Origin of the sequence: Corynebacterium sp., from assembly GCF_030535495.1 — a bacterium.
Taxonomy (GTDB): Bacteria; Actinomycetota; Actinomycetes; order Mycobacteriales; family Mycobacteriaceae; genus Corynebacterium.
The window spans coordinates 1-16,546 of record NZ_JAUNRW010000001.1 but is presented as its reverse complement, the minus strand read 5'-3'; the positions used below and the strand labels follow the sequence as shown (position 1 = coordinate 16,546).

At 67.7% G+C, this 16,546-nt stretch carries 17 protein-coding genes; 6 read left to right on the top strand and 11 right to left on the bottom strand.

Annotation, left to right across the window (positions count from 1 at the left end; all coding sequences use genetic code 11):
• The first annotated feature begins 62 nt into the window (after positions 1–62).
• The 3 genes from acnA (at position 63) to Q4F73_RS00075 (ending at position 4,255) form a co-directional block, all read left to right on the top strand.
• On the top strand, positions 63–2,840 hold the full coding sequence (acnA, locus tag Q4F73_RS00085) for an aconitate hydratase AcnA (protein ID WP_303357304.1): 2,778 nt from the start codon (positions 63–65) through the stop codon (positions 2,838–2,840).
• Between the two features lie 102 nt (positions 2,841–2,942).
• On the top strand, positions 2,943–3,509 hold the full coding sequence (locus Q4F73_RS00080; protein WP_303357303.1) for a TetR/AcrR family transcriptional regulator: 567 nt from the start codon (positions 2,943–2,945) through the stop codon (positions 3,507–3,509).
• Positions 3,510–3,520: 11 nt separating this feature from the next.
• Positions 3,521–4,255 (top strand): glutamine amidotransferase, encoded by a 735-nt coding sequence (locus tag Q4F73_RS00075; protein ID WP_303357302.1) that lies wholly within the window; start codon positions 3,521–3,523, stop codon positions 4,253–4,255.
• Between the two features lies 1 nt (position 4,256).
• Here Q4F73_RS00075 and Q4F73_RS00070 read toward each other — a convergent pair whose 3' ends face one another.
• Genes Q4F73_RS00070 through Q4F73_RS00060 form a run of 3 tightly spaced genes read right to left on the bottom strand, consistent with a single transcriptional unit; the run spans position 4,257 to position 5,729 of the window.
• Positions 4,257–4,967, bottom strand: a complete 711-nt coding sequence (locus Q4F73_RS00070) for an NAD(P)H-binding protein (protein ID WP_303357301.1) — start codon at positions 4,965–4,967, stop codon at positions 4,257–4,259.
• A 22-nt stretch (positions 4,968–4,989) separates the two neighbouring features.
• The gene (locus Q4F73_RS00065) at positions 4,990–5,493 is read right to left on the bottom strand and encodes a DUF1990 domain-containing protein (protein ID WP_303357300.1); all 504 of its coding nucleotides are present in this window, start codon (positions 5,491–5,493) and stop codon (positions 4,990–4,992) included.
• A complete protein-coding gene (locus tag Q4F73_RS00060) occupies positions 5,490–5,729 on the bottom strand; it encodes a PLDc N-terminal domain-containing protein (protein WP_303357299.1) in 240 nt (79 codons plus the stop codon). The genes Q4F73_RS00065 and Q4F73_RS00060 overlap by 4 nt, the downstream gene beginning before the upstream one ends.
• Before the next feature lie 80 nt (positions 5,730–5,809).
• On the opposite strand from Q4F73_RS00060, the gene Q4F73_RS00055 reads away from it, so the two are divergent.
• Positions 5,810–8,473 (top strand): cation-transporting P-type ATPase, encoded by a 2,664-nt coding sequence (locus Q4F73_RS00055; protein WP_303357298.1) that lies wholly within the window; start codon positions 5,810–5,812, stop codon positions 8,471–8,473.
• Positions 8,474–8,506: 33 nt separating this feature from the next.
• The gene (locus Q4F73_RS00050) at positions 8,507–9,247 is read left to right on the top strand and encodes a glutamine amidotransferase (RefSeq protein ID WP_303357297.1); all 741 of its coding nucleotides are present in this window, start codon (positions 8,507–8,509) and stop codon (positions 9,245–9,247) included.
• Here Q4F73_RS00050 and Q4F73_RS00045 read toward each other — a convergent pair.
• Both Q4F73_RS00045 and Q4F73_RS00040 read right to left on the bottom strand, forming a co-directional pair.
• Positions 9,235–9,492: a 50S ribosomal protein L12 gene (locus tag Q4F73_RS00045; RefSeq protein ID WP_303357296.1), complete on the bottom strand. Its 258-nt coding sequence runs from the start codon at positions 9,490–9,492 to the stop codon at positions 9,235–9,237. The genes Q4F73_RS00050 and Q4F73_RS00045 overlap by 13 nt on opposite strands.
• A gap of 10 nt (positions 9,493–9,502) precedes the next feature.
• Positions 9,503–11,134, bottom strand: coding sequence for an ABC-F family ATP-binding cassette domain-containing protein (locus tag Q4F73_RS00040; RefSeq protein ID WP_303357295.1), 1,632 nt, complete (start codon positions 11,132–11,134; stop codon positions 9,503–9,505).
• Between the two features lie 32 nt (positions 11,135–11,166).
• Here Q4F73_RS00040 and Q4F73_RS00035 point away from each other — a divergent pair, with 32 nt between their 5' ends.
• Positions 11,167–11,679 carry a hypothetical protein gene (locus Q4F73_RS00035; protein WP_303357294.1) on the top strand — a complete coding sequence of 171 codons (513 nt, stop codon included), beginning with the start codon at positions 11,167–11,169 and terminating at the stop codon, positions 11,677–11,679.
• Here Q4F73_RS00035 and Q4F73_RS00030 read toward each other — a convergent pair.
• The 6 genes from Q4F73_RS00030 to sufB all read right to left on the bottom strand — a co-directional run.
• Positions 11,676–12,065 (bottom strand): metal-sulfur cluster assembly factor, encoded by a 390-nt coding sequence (locus tag Q4F73_RS00030; protein ID WP_303357293.1) that lies wholly within the window; start codon positions 12,063–12,065, stop codon positions 11,676–11,678. The two genes, Q4F73_RS00035 and Q4F73_RS00030, sit on opposite strands and share 4 nt — an antisense overlap.
• Positions 12,066–12,518, bottom strand: a complete 453-nt coding sequence (gene sufU / locus Q4F73_RS00025) for a Fe-S cluster assembly sulfur transfer protein SufU (protein ID WP_303357292.1) — start codon at positions 12,516–12,518, stop codon at positions 12,066–12,068.
• A gap of 1 nt (position 12,519) precedes the next feature.
• A complete protein-coding gene (locus Q4F73_RS00020) occupies positions 12,520–13,767 on the bottom strand; it encodes a cysteine desulfurase (protein WP_303357365.1) in 1,248 nt (415 codons plus the stop codon).
• On the bottom strand, positions 13,767–14,522 hold the full coding sequence (gene sufC, locus Q4F73_RS00015; RefSeq protein ID WP_303357291.1) for a Fe-S cluster assembly ATPase SufC: 756 nt from the start codon (positions 14,520–14,522) through the stop codon (positions 13,767–13,769). The genes Q4F73_RS00020 and sufC overlap by 1 nt, the downstream gene beginning before the upstream one ends.
• Before the next feature lie 30 nt (positions 14,523–14,552).
• Positions 14,553–15,734: a Fe-S cluster assembly protein SufD gene (sufD, locus tag Q4F73_RS00010; protein WP_303357290.1), complete on the bottom strand. Its 1,182-nt coding sequence runs from the start codon at positions 15,732–15,734 to the stop codon at positions 14,553–14,555.
• Between the two features lie 3 nt (positions 15,735–15,737).
• The coding region (gene sufB / locus Q4F73_RS00005) for a Fe-S cluster assembly protein SufB (RefSeq protein ID WP_303357289.1) at positions 15,738–16,546 on the bottom strand (809 nt) is incomplete at its 5' end.

Here is a 16,546-nt window from a genome sequence, read left to right as displayed (position 1 = left end):
CCGGGGTAGACGGGTGCAGGTATCGAACATTCCAGTTCAATGAAGAGGAAATGGAGCTCCCTGTGACCGAAAGCAAGAACTCCTTCAACGCCAAGCGCACCCTCGAGGTCGGCGAGAAGTCCTACGACTACTTCGCACTCGACGCCGTGCCGGGCATGGAGAAGCTGCCGTACTCCCTGAAGGTTCTCGGCGAGAACCTTCTGCGCACCGAGGACGGCGCCAACATCACCACCGAGCACATCGAGGCAATCGCCAACTGGGATCCGAAGGCCGAGCCTTCCATCGAGATCCAGTTCACCCCGGCCCGAGTTCTCATGCAGGACTTCACCGGTGTCGCCTGTGCCGTCGACCTGGCCACCATGCGCGAGGCCGTGAAGACCCTCGGTGGCAACCCGGATGACGTCAACCCGCTCAACCCGGCCGAGATGGTCATCGACCACTCCGTCATCGTCGAGGCTTTCGGTACCTCCGAGGCCCTCGAGAAGAACGTCGAGATCGAGTACCAGCGCAACGAGGAGCGTTACCAGTTCCTGCGTTGGGGTGCTGAGTCCTTCTCCAACTTCCGCGTGGTCCCCCCGGGCACCGGTATCGTCCACCAGGTCAACATCGAGTACCTGTCCCGCGTCGTGTTCGACAACAACGGCGTCGCCTACCCGGACACCTGCATCGGCACCGACTCCCACACCACCATGGAGAACGGCCTGGGCATCCTGGGCTGGGGCGTCGGCGGCATCGAGGCCGAGGCTGCCATGCTGGGCCAGCCGGTCTCCATGCTCATCCCGCGCGTCGTCGGCTTCAAGCTGACCGGTGAGATCCCGGCCGGCGTCACCGCCACCGACGTGGTGCTCACCATCACCGAGATGCTGCGTAACCACGGCGTGGTGCAGAAGTTCGTCGAGTTCTACGGCAACGGCGTCAAGTCCGTCCCGCTGGCCAACCGCGCCACCATCGGCAACATGTCCCCGGAGTTCGGCTCCACCTGTGCCATGTTCCCGATCGACGAGGAGACCATCAAGTACCTCGAGCTCACCGGCCGCTCCGAGGAGGACATCGCCCGCGTCGAGGCCTACGCCAAGGCTCAGGGCATGTGGCTCCTGGAGGATGCTCCGGAGGCAGAGTACTCCGAGTACCTCGAGCTGGACCTGTCCACCGTCGTGCCGTCCATCGCCGGCCCGAAGCGCCCGCAGGACCGCATCCTGCTCTCCGAGTCCAAGGCCCAGTTCCGCAAGGACCTGCCGACCTACGCGTCCGACGAGTCCGCTGAGCCGGTCCGCGCCACCAAGGCCGAGGGCGACGACTACAACCAGTCCTTCCCGGGCAACGGCGAGTCCGCCGCCGACTCCGCCGAGGGCCGCGCCTCCACGCCGGTCATCGTCGAGTCCCCGCAGGGTGGCGAGTACACCCTCGACCACGGCATGGTGGCCATCGCCTCCATCACCTCCTGCACCAACACCTCCAACCCGTCCGTGCTGGTCGCAGCCGGCCTGCTGGCCCGCAAGGCCAACGAGCTGGGCCTGAAGTCCAAGCCGTGGGTCAAGACCATCTGCGCCCCGGGTTCCCAGGTCGTCGACGGTTACTTCAAGCGCGCCGACCTCTGGAAGGACCTGGAGGCCCTGGGCTTCTACCTCTCCGGCTTCGGCTGCACCTCCTGCATCGGCAACTCCGGTCCGCTCCCGGCCGAGGTCTCCTCCGCCATCAACGAGCACGACCTGGCCGCCACCGCAGTCCTGTCCGGCAACCGTAACTTCGAGGGTCGTATCTCCCCCGACGTCAAGATGAACTACCTGGCCTCCCCGCCGCTGGTCATCGCCTACGCCATCGCCGGCACCATGGACTTCGACTTCGAGACCGACGCCCTGGGTCAGGACAAGGACGGCAACGACGTCTTCCTCAAGGACGTCTGGCCCTCCACCGAGGAGATCGAGGAGACCATCGCAGGCGCGATCTCCCGCGAGCTCTACGAGGCTGACTACGCCGACGTCTTCAAGGGCGACGAGCAGTGGCAGAACCTGGATATCCCGACCGGTAAGACCTTCGAGTGGGACGAGAACTCCTCCTACATCCGCAAGGCTCCTTACTTCGACGGCATGCCGCTCGAGCCGCAGCCGGTCACCGACATCAAGGGCGCCCGCGTCCTGGCCAAGCTCGGTGACTCCGTGACCACCGACCACATCTCCCCGGCCTCCTCCATCAAGCCGGGCACCCCGGCAGCCCAGTACCTGGACTCCATGGGTGTCGAGCGCAAGGACTACAACTCCCTGGGCTCCCGTCGTGGTAACCACGAGGTCATGGTCCGCGGTACCTTCGCCAACATCCGCCTGGCCAACCAGCTGGTCGACGTCACCGGTGGCTACACCCGTGACTTCACCCAGGAGGGCGGCCCGCAGGCCTTCATCTACGACGCCGCCATGAACTACAAGGACGCCGGCACCCCGTTGGTCGTCCTCGGTGGCAAGGAGTACGGCACCGGTTCCTCCCGTGACTGGGCCGCGAAGGGCACCATCCTGCTCGGCGTGAAGGCCGTCATCACCGAGTCCTTCGAGCGTATCCACCGCTCGAACCTCATCGGTATGGGCGTTATCCCGCTGCAGTTCCCGGCCGGCGAGTCCCACGAGTCCCTGGGCCTGGACGGCACCGAGACCTTCGACATCGAGGGCATCGAGGAGCTGAACAACGGTGTGACCCCGAAGACCGTCAAGGTCACCGCGACCAAGGAGGACGGCTCCACCGTCGAGTTCGACGCGGTTGTCCGCATCGACACCCCCGGTGAGGCCGACTACTACCGCAACGGTGGCATCCTGCAGTACGTCCTGCGTCAGATGATCGCCGCCGCCAACTAGGCGCCCGGTCCACCTGCGCAGTGTGAACTGCCTCTGAGAGGGGGCTGCATCCCCGGCTACCGGGGAGGCAGCCCCCTCTCCCCTCTTCTACAGGAGTCCCCCATGCCCGTGGTCAGCGACAACGAACTCACGCGTCGACAGGCCGAGATCCTCGAAGGAGCCCGGCGGTGTTTCGCCGAGTTCGGATACGAGGGCGCCACCGTGCGCCGTCTCGAGGAGGCCACGGGCAAGTCACGGGGGGCCATCTTCCACCACTTCGGGGACAAGGAGCGACTCTTTTTGGCGCTGGCCCGCGAGGACGTCGCCCGGCAGGCCGAGCTCGTCGCCGCGGAGGGCCTCGTCGAGGTGATGCGCGACATCCTCCGCCACCCGGAGCGCCACGACTGGCTGGCCACGCGCCTGGAGATCACGAAGATGCTGCGTACCGACGCCGCGTTCCGCGCCCGGTGGCACGCCCACCAGGAGGTGCTTGACGACGCCGTCCGCAGCCGCCTCGCCCGTCTCGGCGCCGACGGCCGCATGCGTACCGACGTCACCCCGGAGGTCCTCCACACCTACCTGGAGACGGTCCTCGACGGGTTGATCACCCGGCTGGCATCGGGGGGCTCGACGCAGGGACTCGAGCAGGTCCTCGACCTGGTCGAGGGTTCCGTGCGACGCGGCGTATAAGCTGTCTATCCATGCCTCAGTTCCTCCTCGTCTCCCTGCGCTCCGGCGACCTCGCCGAGCAGATCGCCGCTGCCGAGGAACGGGATTTTCTCCAGGCCACCCGCATGCACCCGGGAGATCTCACGCACGTCAACATCGGCAGCGTGGAGGACACCGCCGGAGATCTGGCGGCCTACGACGGCATCCTCGTCGGCGGTTGTTCGCTCAACATCACCAACGAGACCTGGGACGCGTGGCAGCACCACGTGCACGCCGAGCTGGCCCGCATCTGCGACTCCGGGGTACCGGTGTTCCTCGTCTGCTACGGCACGAGCTGGCTGGCCCACTCCCGGGGCGGCACCATCGGGCATTCCCACGCGGAGCCCTCCGGTGAGACGACGGTCGAGCTGACCGCCGCGGGTCGGCAGGACCCGCTCTGCGCGGGACTGCCGGAGGTGTTCACGTCACTGACGGGGCATACCGAAAACGTCGAGGTACTCGGTGAGGGGCTCACCGTCCTGGCCACCGGGCCGAGCTGCCCCGTGCAGCTGATCCGGCGGGGTGACCGGGTGTGGGCCTCCCAGTTCCACGCCGACATGGACGCGGTCGCCATGCGGTCGCGCATGGACTTCTACTACGACTACGGCTACTTCTCCCCCGCCGATTACGAGGCGATTCTCGCGGCGCTGCCCGCGATTGACACGACGTGGTCGAACAAGCTCCTGGAGAACTTCGTCGACCATTGCAAGCGCCACGACACCCCCTGAGCTACAGGCGGGAGATCTCGCCGTCTCCGGCACCGGCGCCGCCCGGGGCGTCGATGAACGGCAGGATCTTCGTCTGGGGCAGGTCATCTCGTCCCGCCATCTCCACCAGCACCTTCGCCACCAGCTCGCGCGAGGTGGTCACGGTGTCGTCGCTGGGCCGGGCATTGTCGACGACCGCCAGCCCCCCGGCCGGCTCCAGGGTCAGCCGCGCCGGTGCCAGGATGAGGTAGTCGAGGTCGGTGTCCATGAGGTGGCGGTCGACCGTTTCCTTCGCGTCCGCGTAAGGGTGGAAGGGATCCTCCGGGTCGACGCCGTGGTCGAGGGAACCGAGGTAGGAGACCATGAGCAGGCGGGGCGGGGTGACGCCGGCCGACTGCAGCTGCTCGAGGCCGACGATGCAGGCCAGTGCCCCGTCACGGTCGATGGCGTAGGTGGCGGCGGCGCCGTCCTTGCCACCGTTACCAGCGGTCCAGATGACCACGTCGAAATCGCGGAGCTGCTCGGCCCAGTCCTCGGCGCTCAGTGCCGTGAGATCGCGGATGAAGGGGGTGGAGCCGAGCGCCTCGACGTCGGGGGCCTGGTCGAGGTTGCGGATCAGAGAGGTCACATCCATGCCGGCCTTGACCAGGCGGGAGGTGGCGAGTTGGGCGACCTTGCCGTGGCCGCCGATGATGAGAACCTTCTTCGGACTTGAGTTGCGTGCGTCGCTCATGCAGACCACCCTACGGAAAGTTTCAGGGTCGCATTCCGGCGGCGTATCGGCGGGTGGCCCAGCGCTGCACCGCCCGCGCCACCGGACCACCCCACTTGGCCAGCCACCAGGAGTGCCGCGAGAAGGCGATGATCCGGCCGGTCACGGTGCCGTCGGGGGCCTGCTCGATGAGGAAGGCCTCCTCGCCCGACTCCACGTGTGCCGGCAGCGTTCCGTAGACCAGCAGCGTGCGGGTCGGGGACTTCTCTTCGTGGATGATCAGGCACGAGGAGGTGGTCGGGCCGAAACGCAGCCGCACGAGTGGGCCGAGGCGTTGCACCCGGACGCGGGCGTGGGCGTGGGCCTGCCAGGTGAGCAGGCGCTCGCTGGCTGCCTCGAACACCTCGGCGCCACGGCCGAGGGTCACCGTGTGGTCGGTCACCGTCCAGCGGTGAAGACCCAGTTCCCGGGGGCTGCGTCCGCGGGCCAGCTGCAGGGTCGCCAACTGGAGATGGGCGGGATAGGACAGGTGGCCGCGCGTGATCATTTTCGTCCGACAGACCAGTACGCCGCCGGGCCGATGCCGTTGATGAACTGCGCCAGTGCCCACGCCCACTTCGGGCCACGGACCTTGGACGCCGGGCGGCGGTAGAGGTCCACCCACGCGCCGACCTTGGCGGCGAGTTCCGCGGCGACACCGGCGATGAGGCTCACGCGCGCGGTGGTGGACATGTCGTTGAATTCGGTGCGGAGCTGGGACAGGGAAGGGTTGCGGCTAATCATGGAGTCCAGCTTAGCCAGCCTCGCCGCCGGGGGTCTGCGCGACTGATAAGCGCAATCGCACGCGGGTACAGTGGGCGTATGTGACTACCCCAGCCCCCGCCGCCCATGCCCTCCCCGTCGCTGACGTCTTCGAGGATGTGGGCAGTCGACCGGAAGGGCTGAGCCGCGCTGACGCCTCGAGCGCGTTGGAGCACTACGGTGAGAACGCACTTCCCCAGGCCGCGGAGGAAACCTGGTGGCAGCGACTGTTTCGCCAGTTCCAGGACCCGATGATCTACGTCCTCATCGCGGCGGCGGTTCTCACGGCGGTGCTCGGCGAGGTGGTGGACACCATCGTCATCGCCGCGGTGGTCATCATCAATGCGGCGGTCGGCTTCTTCCAGGAGGGCAAGGCCGCCGACGCGCTCGCCGCCATCCGCGACATGCTCTCCCCCACCTCCGAGGTGTTGCGCGACGGAGCCTGGGTGAGCGTCGACTCCTCCGAGCTGGTTCCCGGTGACGTGGTCCGCCTGCGTCCCGGCGACAAGGTCCCGGCTGACCTGCGGTTGTTCCAGACCGCCAGCCTGCGGATCGAGGAATCGGCACTTACCGGTGAGTCCGTGCCCTCGGACAAGCAGACCGAAGCGGTGGAGGAGGCCTCCGATCTCGGCGACCGCACCTCCATGGCGTTTTCCGGTACCACCGTCTCCGCCGGCACGGGCCTGGGGGTGGTCACCGCCACCGGAGCGGACACCCAGATCGGTCACATCACCACCATGCTCGACGAGGTGGAGGGAGTGCAGACCCCGCTGACCCGCTCCATGAGCCGCTTCTCCTCCATCCTGGCCATCGGCGCGGTGTTGCTGGCCGCGCTCATGATCGGCGTCTCGGTGATCATCTACGGCACGGCGTGGGGTGAGGTGCTCATGTCGGCCATCGGCTTCGCCGTCGCCGCCATCCCCGAGGGGCTGCCGGCCGTCATGGCCATCACGCTGGCGCTCGGCGTACAGAAGATGGCCTCCCGCAACGCGATCACCCGACGGCTGACCTCCGTCGAGACACTGGGTTCGGTCACCACCATCTGCACCGACAAGACCGGCACGCTCACCCGCAACGAGATGACCGTCCGCGCCGTGCACACCCGCAACCACACCTACGAGGTCACCGGCACCGGCTATGCGCCGGAGGGCACGATGCTTCTCGACGACCGCGTGGTCACCACCACCGACCACCCCGACCTGGCGCGGATGGCGCAGGTGGCGGCGTACGCGAATGACGCGGGCGTCGTAAAGCGCGACGAGCGCTGGGTCCTCACCGGCGAGCCGACCGACGGGGGCCTGCGCACCTTTGCGCTTAAGGCGGGGGTGGACACCGCGCACCGGCGCATCGACGAAGTCCCCTTCGACTCCGAGTTCAAGTACATGGCCACCCTCGATGAGATGGAGGACGGCCCGGTCATCCACCTCAAGGGTGCCCCGGACCGGCTGCTCGACCGCTGCGACCGGCAGACCACGCCCGCAGGCGACACCGAGCCGCTGGACCGGGAGTACTGGGAGGACAAGATCGAGGAGTTCGGTGCGCGCGGCCTGCGCGTGCTGGCCGCCGCCTGCCGCCCGGGGGCCGGGATGCACGCCGTGGAGGTCGCGGACATCGACGCCGGCGGTTTCATCTTCCTCGGCCTCTACGGCATCATTGATCCGCCCCGCGACGAGGTCCTCGAGGCGGTCCGCACCGTCCAGGCCGCGGGGGTGCGGGTGCGCATGATCACCGGTGACCACGCCTCCACGGCCGCCGCAATCGGCAGGGAGGTCGGTCTGTCCGGCCACCGCGCCATCACCGGAGCAGAGCTCGAGGCCGCCAGCGACTCCGAGCTGCAGACCATCGTCCGTGACTACGACGTCTTCGCCCGCACCTCCCCCGAGCACAAACTGCGGCTGGTCCGCGCGCTCCAGGCCAACGGCGAGGTCGTGTCCATGACCGGCGACGGCGTCAATGACGCCCCCTCCCTCAAACAGGCCGACGTGGGCGTGGCCATGGGCATCAAGGGCACGGAGGCGACGAAGGACGCCGCCGACATCGTGCTTGCCGACGACAACTTCGCCACCATCGCCGCCGCCATGAAGATGGGCCGCACGATCTACGACAACCTGCGCAAGGCCATCGTGTTCATGCTCCCGACCAACGGCGCGCAGGGCCTGGTCATCTTCGTCGCCATGCTCGTCGGCATGACCCTGCCGATCACCCCCCTGCAGGTGCTGTGGGTCAACCTCATCACCGCCGTGACGCTGTCCCTCGCCTTGAGCTTCGAGCCCGCCGAGCCGGGCATCATGCGCCGGCGTCCCCGCAACCCCGAGGCCGCGCTGCTGGACTCGGAGGCGATCCTGCGCATCCTTTATGTCTCCGTCCTCATCGGCGGCGCCACGATCGCCGTGTTCCAGTACCTGCAGACCAACGGCGCCGCTGTGGATGTCTCCCGCACGATCGCCGTGAACACACTGGTCATCGGGCAGGTCTTCTACCTCTTCTCGGCCCGCTTCTCCCGCGTCAGCGCACTGCGCAGGGAGTTGTTCACCACGAATCCGGTCTCCTGGCTGTGCGTGGGCGTCATGCTGGCTCTCCAGCTGAGTTTCGCCTACCTGCCGTTCATGCAGGCGGCCTTCGACACCACCTCCGTGAGCCTGCTCAGCTGGGGCGTGCCGATCCTGGCGGGTGTCATAGTCTTCGCCGCAGTGGAGACGGACAAGTTCATCCGCCGCCGCGTTTAGGAGTGCCCCGGGCGGTTGACTAGACTGCTTGGTATGCCCGGATCGACCATCCACCCCCGCAAGCCCTTCCTGCTGCTGAGCACCCGCCCCGAGGACGTGGCGGCGGCCGCCGAGCTCGTCAGCTTCCGGGAGAAGATGGGCCTGGGAACCTCCGGCATCGTCCAGCTCCGTCTGGAGGCCCGGGAACTCGGGCGCGTGGATGTCCGCGACTATTCCGGCATCATCCTCGGCGGCAGCCCCTTCAACGCCTCCGACCCGGTGAAATCCCCCCTGCAGATGCGCGTCGAGGCGGATCTGGCTGTGATGATGGACGAGGTCCTCGACCGTGACTTCCCGCTGTTCGGCGCCTGCTACGGCGTCGGCACCGTCGGCACCGCCATCGGCGCGCGTATCGACGAGACCTACAGCGAAAAACCCCAGGTCATCCAGGTGAGCATCGTGCGTGAGGATCCCCTGCTGGACGGCATGCCACAGTCCTTCCACACCATGGTCGGCCACAAGGAGGCGGTGGCGGTGCTTCCTGACGTCGCCACCGTCCTGGCCACCGGCGAGAACTGCCCCACCCAGATGTTCCGGGTACAGGACAACATCTACGCCACCCAGTTCCACCCCGAGCTCGCTCCCGCGCAGTTCGAGCAGCGCCTGCGCATCTACGCCGACGCCGGCTACTACGAGCCCCACGAGCTCGACGAGATCCTCGCCGGCACCCGCGGGGTGGACCTCACCGTCGACGATCGCATCCTGCGGAACTTCGCGGTGCGCTACGCGCGCTGAATCTCATCCACGATCAGCTTCGCCTCCCGCAGCCCCAGACCGGTCTCCTCCCGGAGCTTCTTGATGGCCATAATCGGCTTGCCCTCGGCCACCAGTGCCCGCACGGCAGCGGAGGCCACGACCCCCATCGCCGGTGGCTCCGGCAGGCCGGCCTGCTGACATAGGGCGGCCACGGTCTTCTCCAGGGAGGCCACCCGCCGGGTGAGCTCGTCGATACGCGCCTGCTGTGCTGAGTTGCCGAACATGTGCCCCAGACTAGGCCAGTTCCACGATCTCCATGTACTCGTCGGACCAGAGGTCCTCGTCGCCGTCGGGAAGGACGATGACGCGCTCGGGCTCCAGGGCCTTGACGGCGCCGGGGTCGTGGGTGACCAGGACGACCGCCCCCCGGTAGGTGCGCAGGGCGTCGAGGACCTGCTCGCGGGACTGGGGGTCGAGGTTGTTGGTGGGCTCGTCGAGAAGCAGGACGTTGGCGCGGGAGGAGACGAGCGCGGCCAGAGCCAGGCGGGTCTTCTCACCACCGGAGAGCGTGCCGGCGGGCTGGTCGAGCTGTTCGCCGGAGAACATGAAGGCGCCGAGCAGGCCCCGCAGGTCCTGCTCTCCGGCCTCGGGGCAGGCCTCGATGGTGTTCTGCCACACGGACTTGGCCGGATCAATGGTGTCGTGTTCCTGGGCGAAGTAGCCGATCTTGAGGCCGTGACCGCTGACGATGCCACCTTCGCCGTCCGTGCGCTCCACTCCGGCCAGCAGCTTGAGCAGGGTCGTCTTGCCGGCACCGTTGAAGCCGAGGACGACCACCCGCGAACCCTTGTCCACGGCCAGGTCGACTCCCGCGAAGACCTCGAGGGAGCCGTACATCTTGGTCAGCCCCTTGGCGAACAGCGGGGTCTTGCCGCAGGGCGCGGGCTCCGGGAAGGAGATGGCGGCGACGCGGTCGGCCACGCGCACCTCGTCGAGGGAGCCGAGCATGCGGTCGGCGCGCGCCAGCATCTGCTTGGAGGCGGCGGCCTTGGTGGCCTTGGCGCCGAGTTTCGCGGCCTGCTTCTGCAGGGCAGCGGCCTTCTTCTCGGCGTTGGCGCGCTCGCGGCGGCGACGCGCCTCGTCGAGGGCGCGGGCGTCCTTGTACTTGGCGAAACCCATGTTGTACACGTCGGCCTCGGCGCGGACGGCGTCGAGGAACCAGATCTTGTTGCACACGTCGTCGAGAAGCTCGACGTCGTGCGAGATCATGATGAGCCCGCCCTCGTGCTTGGCCAGAAACCCGCGCAGCCAGGTGATGGAGTCGGCGTCGAGGTGGTTGGTGGGTTCGTCGAGAAGCAGGGTGGTCTGCGACTTGCCGGAACCGTTGGTGGCGGCGAAGAGGATCTGCGCCAGTTCGACGCGGCGGCGCTGGCCGCCGGAGAGCGTGTGCAGCGGCTGATCGAGGATGCGGGCGGGCAGCCCGAGGTTGTCGCAGATCTGGGCGGCCTCGGAATCGGCCTCGTAGCCGCCCAGCGAGTAGTACTGCTCCTCGAGGCGGGAGTACTTGCGGATCGCGGCGTCGCGCTTGCCGGCGGTCTCCGCCCCCTCCATGATCTCCTGCTGGCGTTCCATGGAGGAACGGATGCGGTCCAGGCCACGGGCGGAGAGCACGCGGTCACGAGCGGTCTGCTCGACGTTTCCCTCGCGGGAATCCTGGGGCAGGTAGCCGATCTCCCCGGAGGTGGTCACCTCGCCGCCGTAGGGCTGGGTCTCCCCCGCCAGGATGCGCATCGTGGTGGTCTTGCCGGCACCGTTACGCCCCACCAGTCCGATGCGGTCGCCGGGCTGCACCCGCAGGTGCTGGCCGGGGGCGGTCAGCAGCGTGCGGGCGCCGACGCGAACTTCGAGGTCATTGGTGACAATCACAAGGGGCCATCCTATCAATCTAAGGTGGAGGCATGAACGTCGGTCGCGACTACATCGTCGAGTACACGGTGGGACAGTTCCAGCACGGCTCGCTGGTGCTGCGCTTTGCCGATGATCCCTCGGACGCGCAGATCCGCACCGCACTGGTGGACCACGGCCTGACGGCGGCCTCCCTCCAGGAGGTCAGCGCCCGCCCGCTCGGGACGGCGCGCGCGCCCCAGCCGGCGGCCGCGCCCGCTCCCGCGCTGCCTCGTGCTTCTCGACGCCGCGGTGGCTGGATCCTCATCCCCGTCGCCGTCGGCCTGTTCGGCCTCGGCATGATGCGGGCCGGGGAGGCCGCGGACCTCGGGCAGGAGGCCGGGCAGCGGCCCTACGGGGACATCGTGGAGTACTGCGCCGACCGGCTGGAGGTGGCGCGCTCCTTCGACTACGACGGCGGGATCCTCGACGGCATGGTGTCCACGTGGCCGACCGCCTTCGCCCCCACCCCGGCCAACGCGGCGTTCATGGCGGCGTGCCTGGGTGAGGCGAGCGGATCCGGCTAGACGGCGAAGCCGAGGGAGCGCAGCTGCTCGCGGCCGTCCTCGGTGATCATGTGGTGGCCCCAGGCCGGCAGCCACACCCACTCGAGGTCGATGTGGTCGACGATGCCGTTGCCCACCAGCGCCGCCTGGACCTGGTCCTCGATGACGTCGGTGAGCGGGCAGGCCGGGGAGGTCAGCGTCATGTTGATCATGGCGACGTCCTCGCCCTCGCGGTCCTCGATCCACACGTCGTAGACGAGGCCGAGATCAACGACGTTGATGCCCAGCTCGGGGTCGATGACGTCGTAGAGGTACTCGGTGACGTCGAAGGCGAGCGCCTCCTGCTCCTCGGTGAGCGTCTCCGGGCGCTGGCGCTGGATGTTGTCGGTGGGGTTCTGCTCGGTCATTTACTTCTCCCTTTCGTGGAGGGCGTCGGCGGTGGCGGCCTGGAAGGCCTTCCATCCCAGCAGGGCGCACTTGACGCGGGCGGGGTAACGGGACACACCGGTGAAGGCGATGCCGTCGCCGATGAGCTCCTCGTCCCCGTCCACGGTGCCGCGTGAGAGGATCATGCGCTCGAACTCGGCGAGCTTGGCGTTGGCGTCGTCGATGGGCAGGCCCATGATCTCCTCGGCCATCACCGAGGTGGAGGCCTGCGAGATGGAACAGCCCTCGGCGTGGTAGGACACGTCGTCGATACGCTCCCCGTCGGCGGAGAGCTGCACCCGCAGGGTGAGCTCGTCGCCGCACGACGGGTTGACGTGGTGCACCTCCGCCTCGTAGGGCTCGCGCAGGCCGGCGTGCTGCGGGTTCTTGTAGTGGTCCAGGATCACTTCCTGGTACATGGACTCCAGGTTCATTTCAGTTCACCCCGAAGAATTCCCGCGCGTGGCCGATGGCGTCGACGAGGGCGTCGACCTCCGCGCGTGTGTTGTAGATGTAGAAGCTGGCCCTGGCCGTCGACTGCGCGCCGAGCGCCCGGTGCGCCGGCCACGCGCAGTGGTGGCCGACACGGATGCACACACCGCGGCTGTCGAGGACCTGGCCGAGGTCGTGCGGGTGCACACCCTCGAGAGTGAAGGCGATGGCCGCGCCGCGGTCGACGGCCGTGGTCGGGCCGACGATGCGCAGCCCGGGGACGGTCTGCATGCGTTCCAGGGCGTAGGCGGTGAGTTCCTGCTCGTGGGCGTGGACGTTGTCCATGCCGAGCTCGGTGAGGAACTCCACGGCCGCACCCAGTCCGACGACCTGGCTGGTCATCTGGGTGCCGGCCTCGAAGCGCTGCGGTGCCGGGGCGTAGGTGGAGCCCTCCATGGTCACCACCTCGATCATGGATCCTCCGGTGAGGAAGGGCGGCAGGTCGTCGAGAAGCGGGGCGCGTCCGTAGACCACACCGACGCCGGACGGACCGCACATCTTGTGCCCCGAAAAGGCCGCGAAGTCGACGCCGAGGTCGTGGAAGTCCACCGGCATGTGGGGTACGGACTGGCAGGCGTCGAGCACGGTGAGGGCGCCGACGGCCTGCGCGCGGCGGACCATCTCCGCGACATCGGTGACCACACCCGTCACATTCGACTGGTGGGTGAAGGCCACGACCTTGACGGATTCGTCGAGTTCGAGGGAATCGAGGTCGATGCGCCCGTCGTCGGTCATCGCGTACCACTTCAACGTCGCACCGGTGCGCCGCGCCAGCTCCTGCCAGGGCACGAGGTTGGCGTGGTGCTCGAGCTCGGTGATGACGATGGTGTCATCGGCGGTCACCCGGTACTTGCCTGCCCGGTCGTCGCCGAGGACGGCGGCGACAGCGTTGAGCCCCTCGGTCGCGTTCTTGACGAAGGCGATCTCATGCCCCAGCGCGCCGACGAACGCCGCGATCTTCTCGCGCGCGTTCTCGTAGGCGTCGGTGGCCTCCTCCGCGAGCTGGTAGGCGCCGCGGTGGACCGGGGCGAACGTGTGGAGCACGAACTCCTCCTCCGCCTTCCACACGCGCAGCGGTCGCTGCGAGGTGGCGCCGGAGTCCAGATAGACCAGGGGCTGATCGTCGCGGACGGTGCGCGCGAGGATCGGGAACTGCTCCCGGATCTTATCGACGTCGAGGTGGCCCGTCATCACAGGAACTGGTCGTAGCCGTCGGCCTCGAGCTTGTCGGCGAGCTCGGCGCCACCGGTGGTGACGATGCGGCCGTCGGCGAAGACGTGGACGAAGTCCGGCTGGACGTAGTTGAGGATGCGCTTGTAGTGGGTGATCATCACGATGCCACCGTTGGTCTCCTCCTGGTAGCTGTTGATGCCCTCGGAGACGATGCGCAGGGCGTCGACGTCGAGACCGGAGTCGGTCTCGTCCATGATGGCGAACTTCGGCTTGAGCAGGTCGAGCTGCAGGACCTCGTGGCGCTTCTTCTCGCCGCCGGAGAAACCTTCGTTGACGGAGCGCTCGGAGAAGGACTTGTCGATCTGCAGTGCCTCGCGGGCGGAGTTGAGCTCCTTGATCCACTCACGCAGCTTCGGCGCCTGGCCGCGGACGGCGGTGACGGCGGAGCGCATGAAGTTGGCGGAGGACACACCGGGGATCTCCGTCGGGTACTGCATGGCGAGGAACATGCCGGCGCGGGCACGCTCGTCGACCTCCATCTCGAGGATGTTCTCACCGTCGAGAAGGATCTCGCCGTCGGTGATCTCGTAGCGCGGGTGGCCGGCGATGGCGTAGGCCAGGGTGGACTTGCCGGAGCCGTTGGGGCCCATGATGGCGTGGGTCTCACCGGAGTTGACGGTCAGGTTGACGCCCTTGAGGATCGGCTTCGGTTCGCTGCTGCCGTCCGTCGGGATGACCTGTGCGTGGAGGTTCTTGATTTCCAGGGTGGACATGTACGTCTCTTTCAGATCTGTGGGGGTGGGTTAAGCGGTGACGGACTCGAGCTCGTCGGTGACGCGGCTCTCCAGTTCCTCGCGGATGGACTCGACCGGGATGCGGTTGATGACCTCGGAGAAGAAGCCGCGGATGATGAGTCGGCGGGCCTCGGCCTCGGGGATACCGCGGGCCATGAGGTAGAAGACCTGCTCGTCGTCGAAGCGTCCGACGGTGGCGGCGTGGCCGGCCCCGGCGATCTCGCCGGTCTCGATCTCCAGGTTGGGGATGGAGTCGGCGCGGGCACCCTCGGTGAGCACCAGGTTCCGGTTGACCTCGTAGGTGTCGGTGCCCTGGGCGTTGGCGCGGATGAGCACGTCGCCGACCCACGTGGTGTGGGCGTCGGGCAGATCCGAGGAGGGATCGGCCTGCAGCGCACCCTTGTACATGACGTTGGAGCGGCAGTTCGGCACGGCGTGGTCGACCAGGAGGCGGTTCTCGAAGTACTGGCCGTCGTCCGCGAAGTAGACGCCGAGCAGCTCGGCGTCACCACCCGGGGCGGTGAACTTCACGCGCGGGACCATGCGGACGACGTCGCCGCCGAAGGTCGCGGCGTTGTAGCGCAGCGTGGCGTCGCGGCCCAGCAGGGCGTGCTGGCCGGACAGGTGCACGGCACCGGCGTCCCAGTCGGCGTCGACGATGACGGTCAGGCGCGCGTTGTCACCGATGACGAACTCGAGGTTGTCGGCGTGGGTGCCGGTTCCGGTGTAGCGGATGAACACGACGGCGTCAGCGCCGGCGGCGACATCGACGACGACGGCACCGAACGAGGTGACACCCTCCCCCCGGCCGGTGATGGTCACGGTGATCGGCTCGGACACCTGCGCGTCCTTGGCGACGGCGATGTAGGAGGCCTCCTCCATCGAGGTCCACGCCTGGGCGGCGACCCGGTCGACGGGAGCGGCGGCACGGCCGAGGCGCTCGTCATCCTTGGCGACGGTCTCGGCGGTGACGGAACCTGCGGCGGAGGCGGGGACGTCGATACGCACGTCCTGCGCGGTGGCCTCGTCGAACTTGCCGTTGTGCAGGCCGCGGATGCGGCGCAGGGAGATGAAACGCCACTCCTCGTCCCGGCCGGCCGGGACGGGGAAGTCCTCGACGTTGAAGGAGGAGAAGAGGTCACCCTTGGTGTTGTGCGGGGTGGCGGCGTCGACAGCGGTGGCTGTGGTCACGGTTTAACCCACCGATCCTTCCATCTGCAGTTCAATGAGGCGGTTGAGCTCGAGCGCGTACTCCATCGGCAGCTCCTTGGCGATGGGCTCGACGAAGCCACGCACGATCATCGCCATGGCCTCCTCTTCCTTCAGGCCGCGGGACATGAGGTAGAAGAGCTGATCCTCCGACACCTGGGAGACGGTCGCCTCGTGGCCGAGGACGACGTGGTCGTTGCGGATGTCGTTGTAGGGGTAGGTGTCCGAACGGGAGATGTTGTCCACCAGCAGCGCGTCGCACTCGACGTTGGAGTACGAGTGGTGCGCGTTGGCGTTGACCTGCACCAGACCGCGGTAGGCGGCGCGGCCGCCACCCCGGGCCACGGACTTGGAGATGATGTTCGAGGAGGTGTGCGGCGCCATGTGCGTCATCTTGGCGCCGGTGTCCTGGAACTGACCCTCACCGGCGAAGGCGACGGAGAGGACCTCACCCTTGGCGTAGGGGCCGGTCATCCACACGGCCGGGTACTTCATGGTCACCTTGGAGCCGATGTTGCCGTCGACCCACTCCATGGTCGCGCCCTCTTCGGCCTTGGCGCGCTTGGTCACCAGGTTGTAGACGTTGTTCGACCAGTTCTGGATCGTGGTGTAGCGGCAGCGGCCGCCCTTCTTCACGATGATCTCCACCACCGCGGAGTGCAGCGAGTCCGACTTGTAGATCGGGGCGGTGCAGCCCTCGACGTAGTGGACGTAGGCGTCCTCGTCGACGATGATCAGGGTGCGCTCGAACTGGCCCATGTTCTCGGTGTTGATGCGGAAGTAGGCCTGCAGCG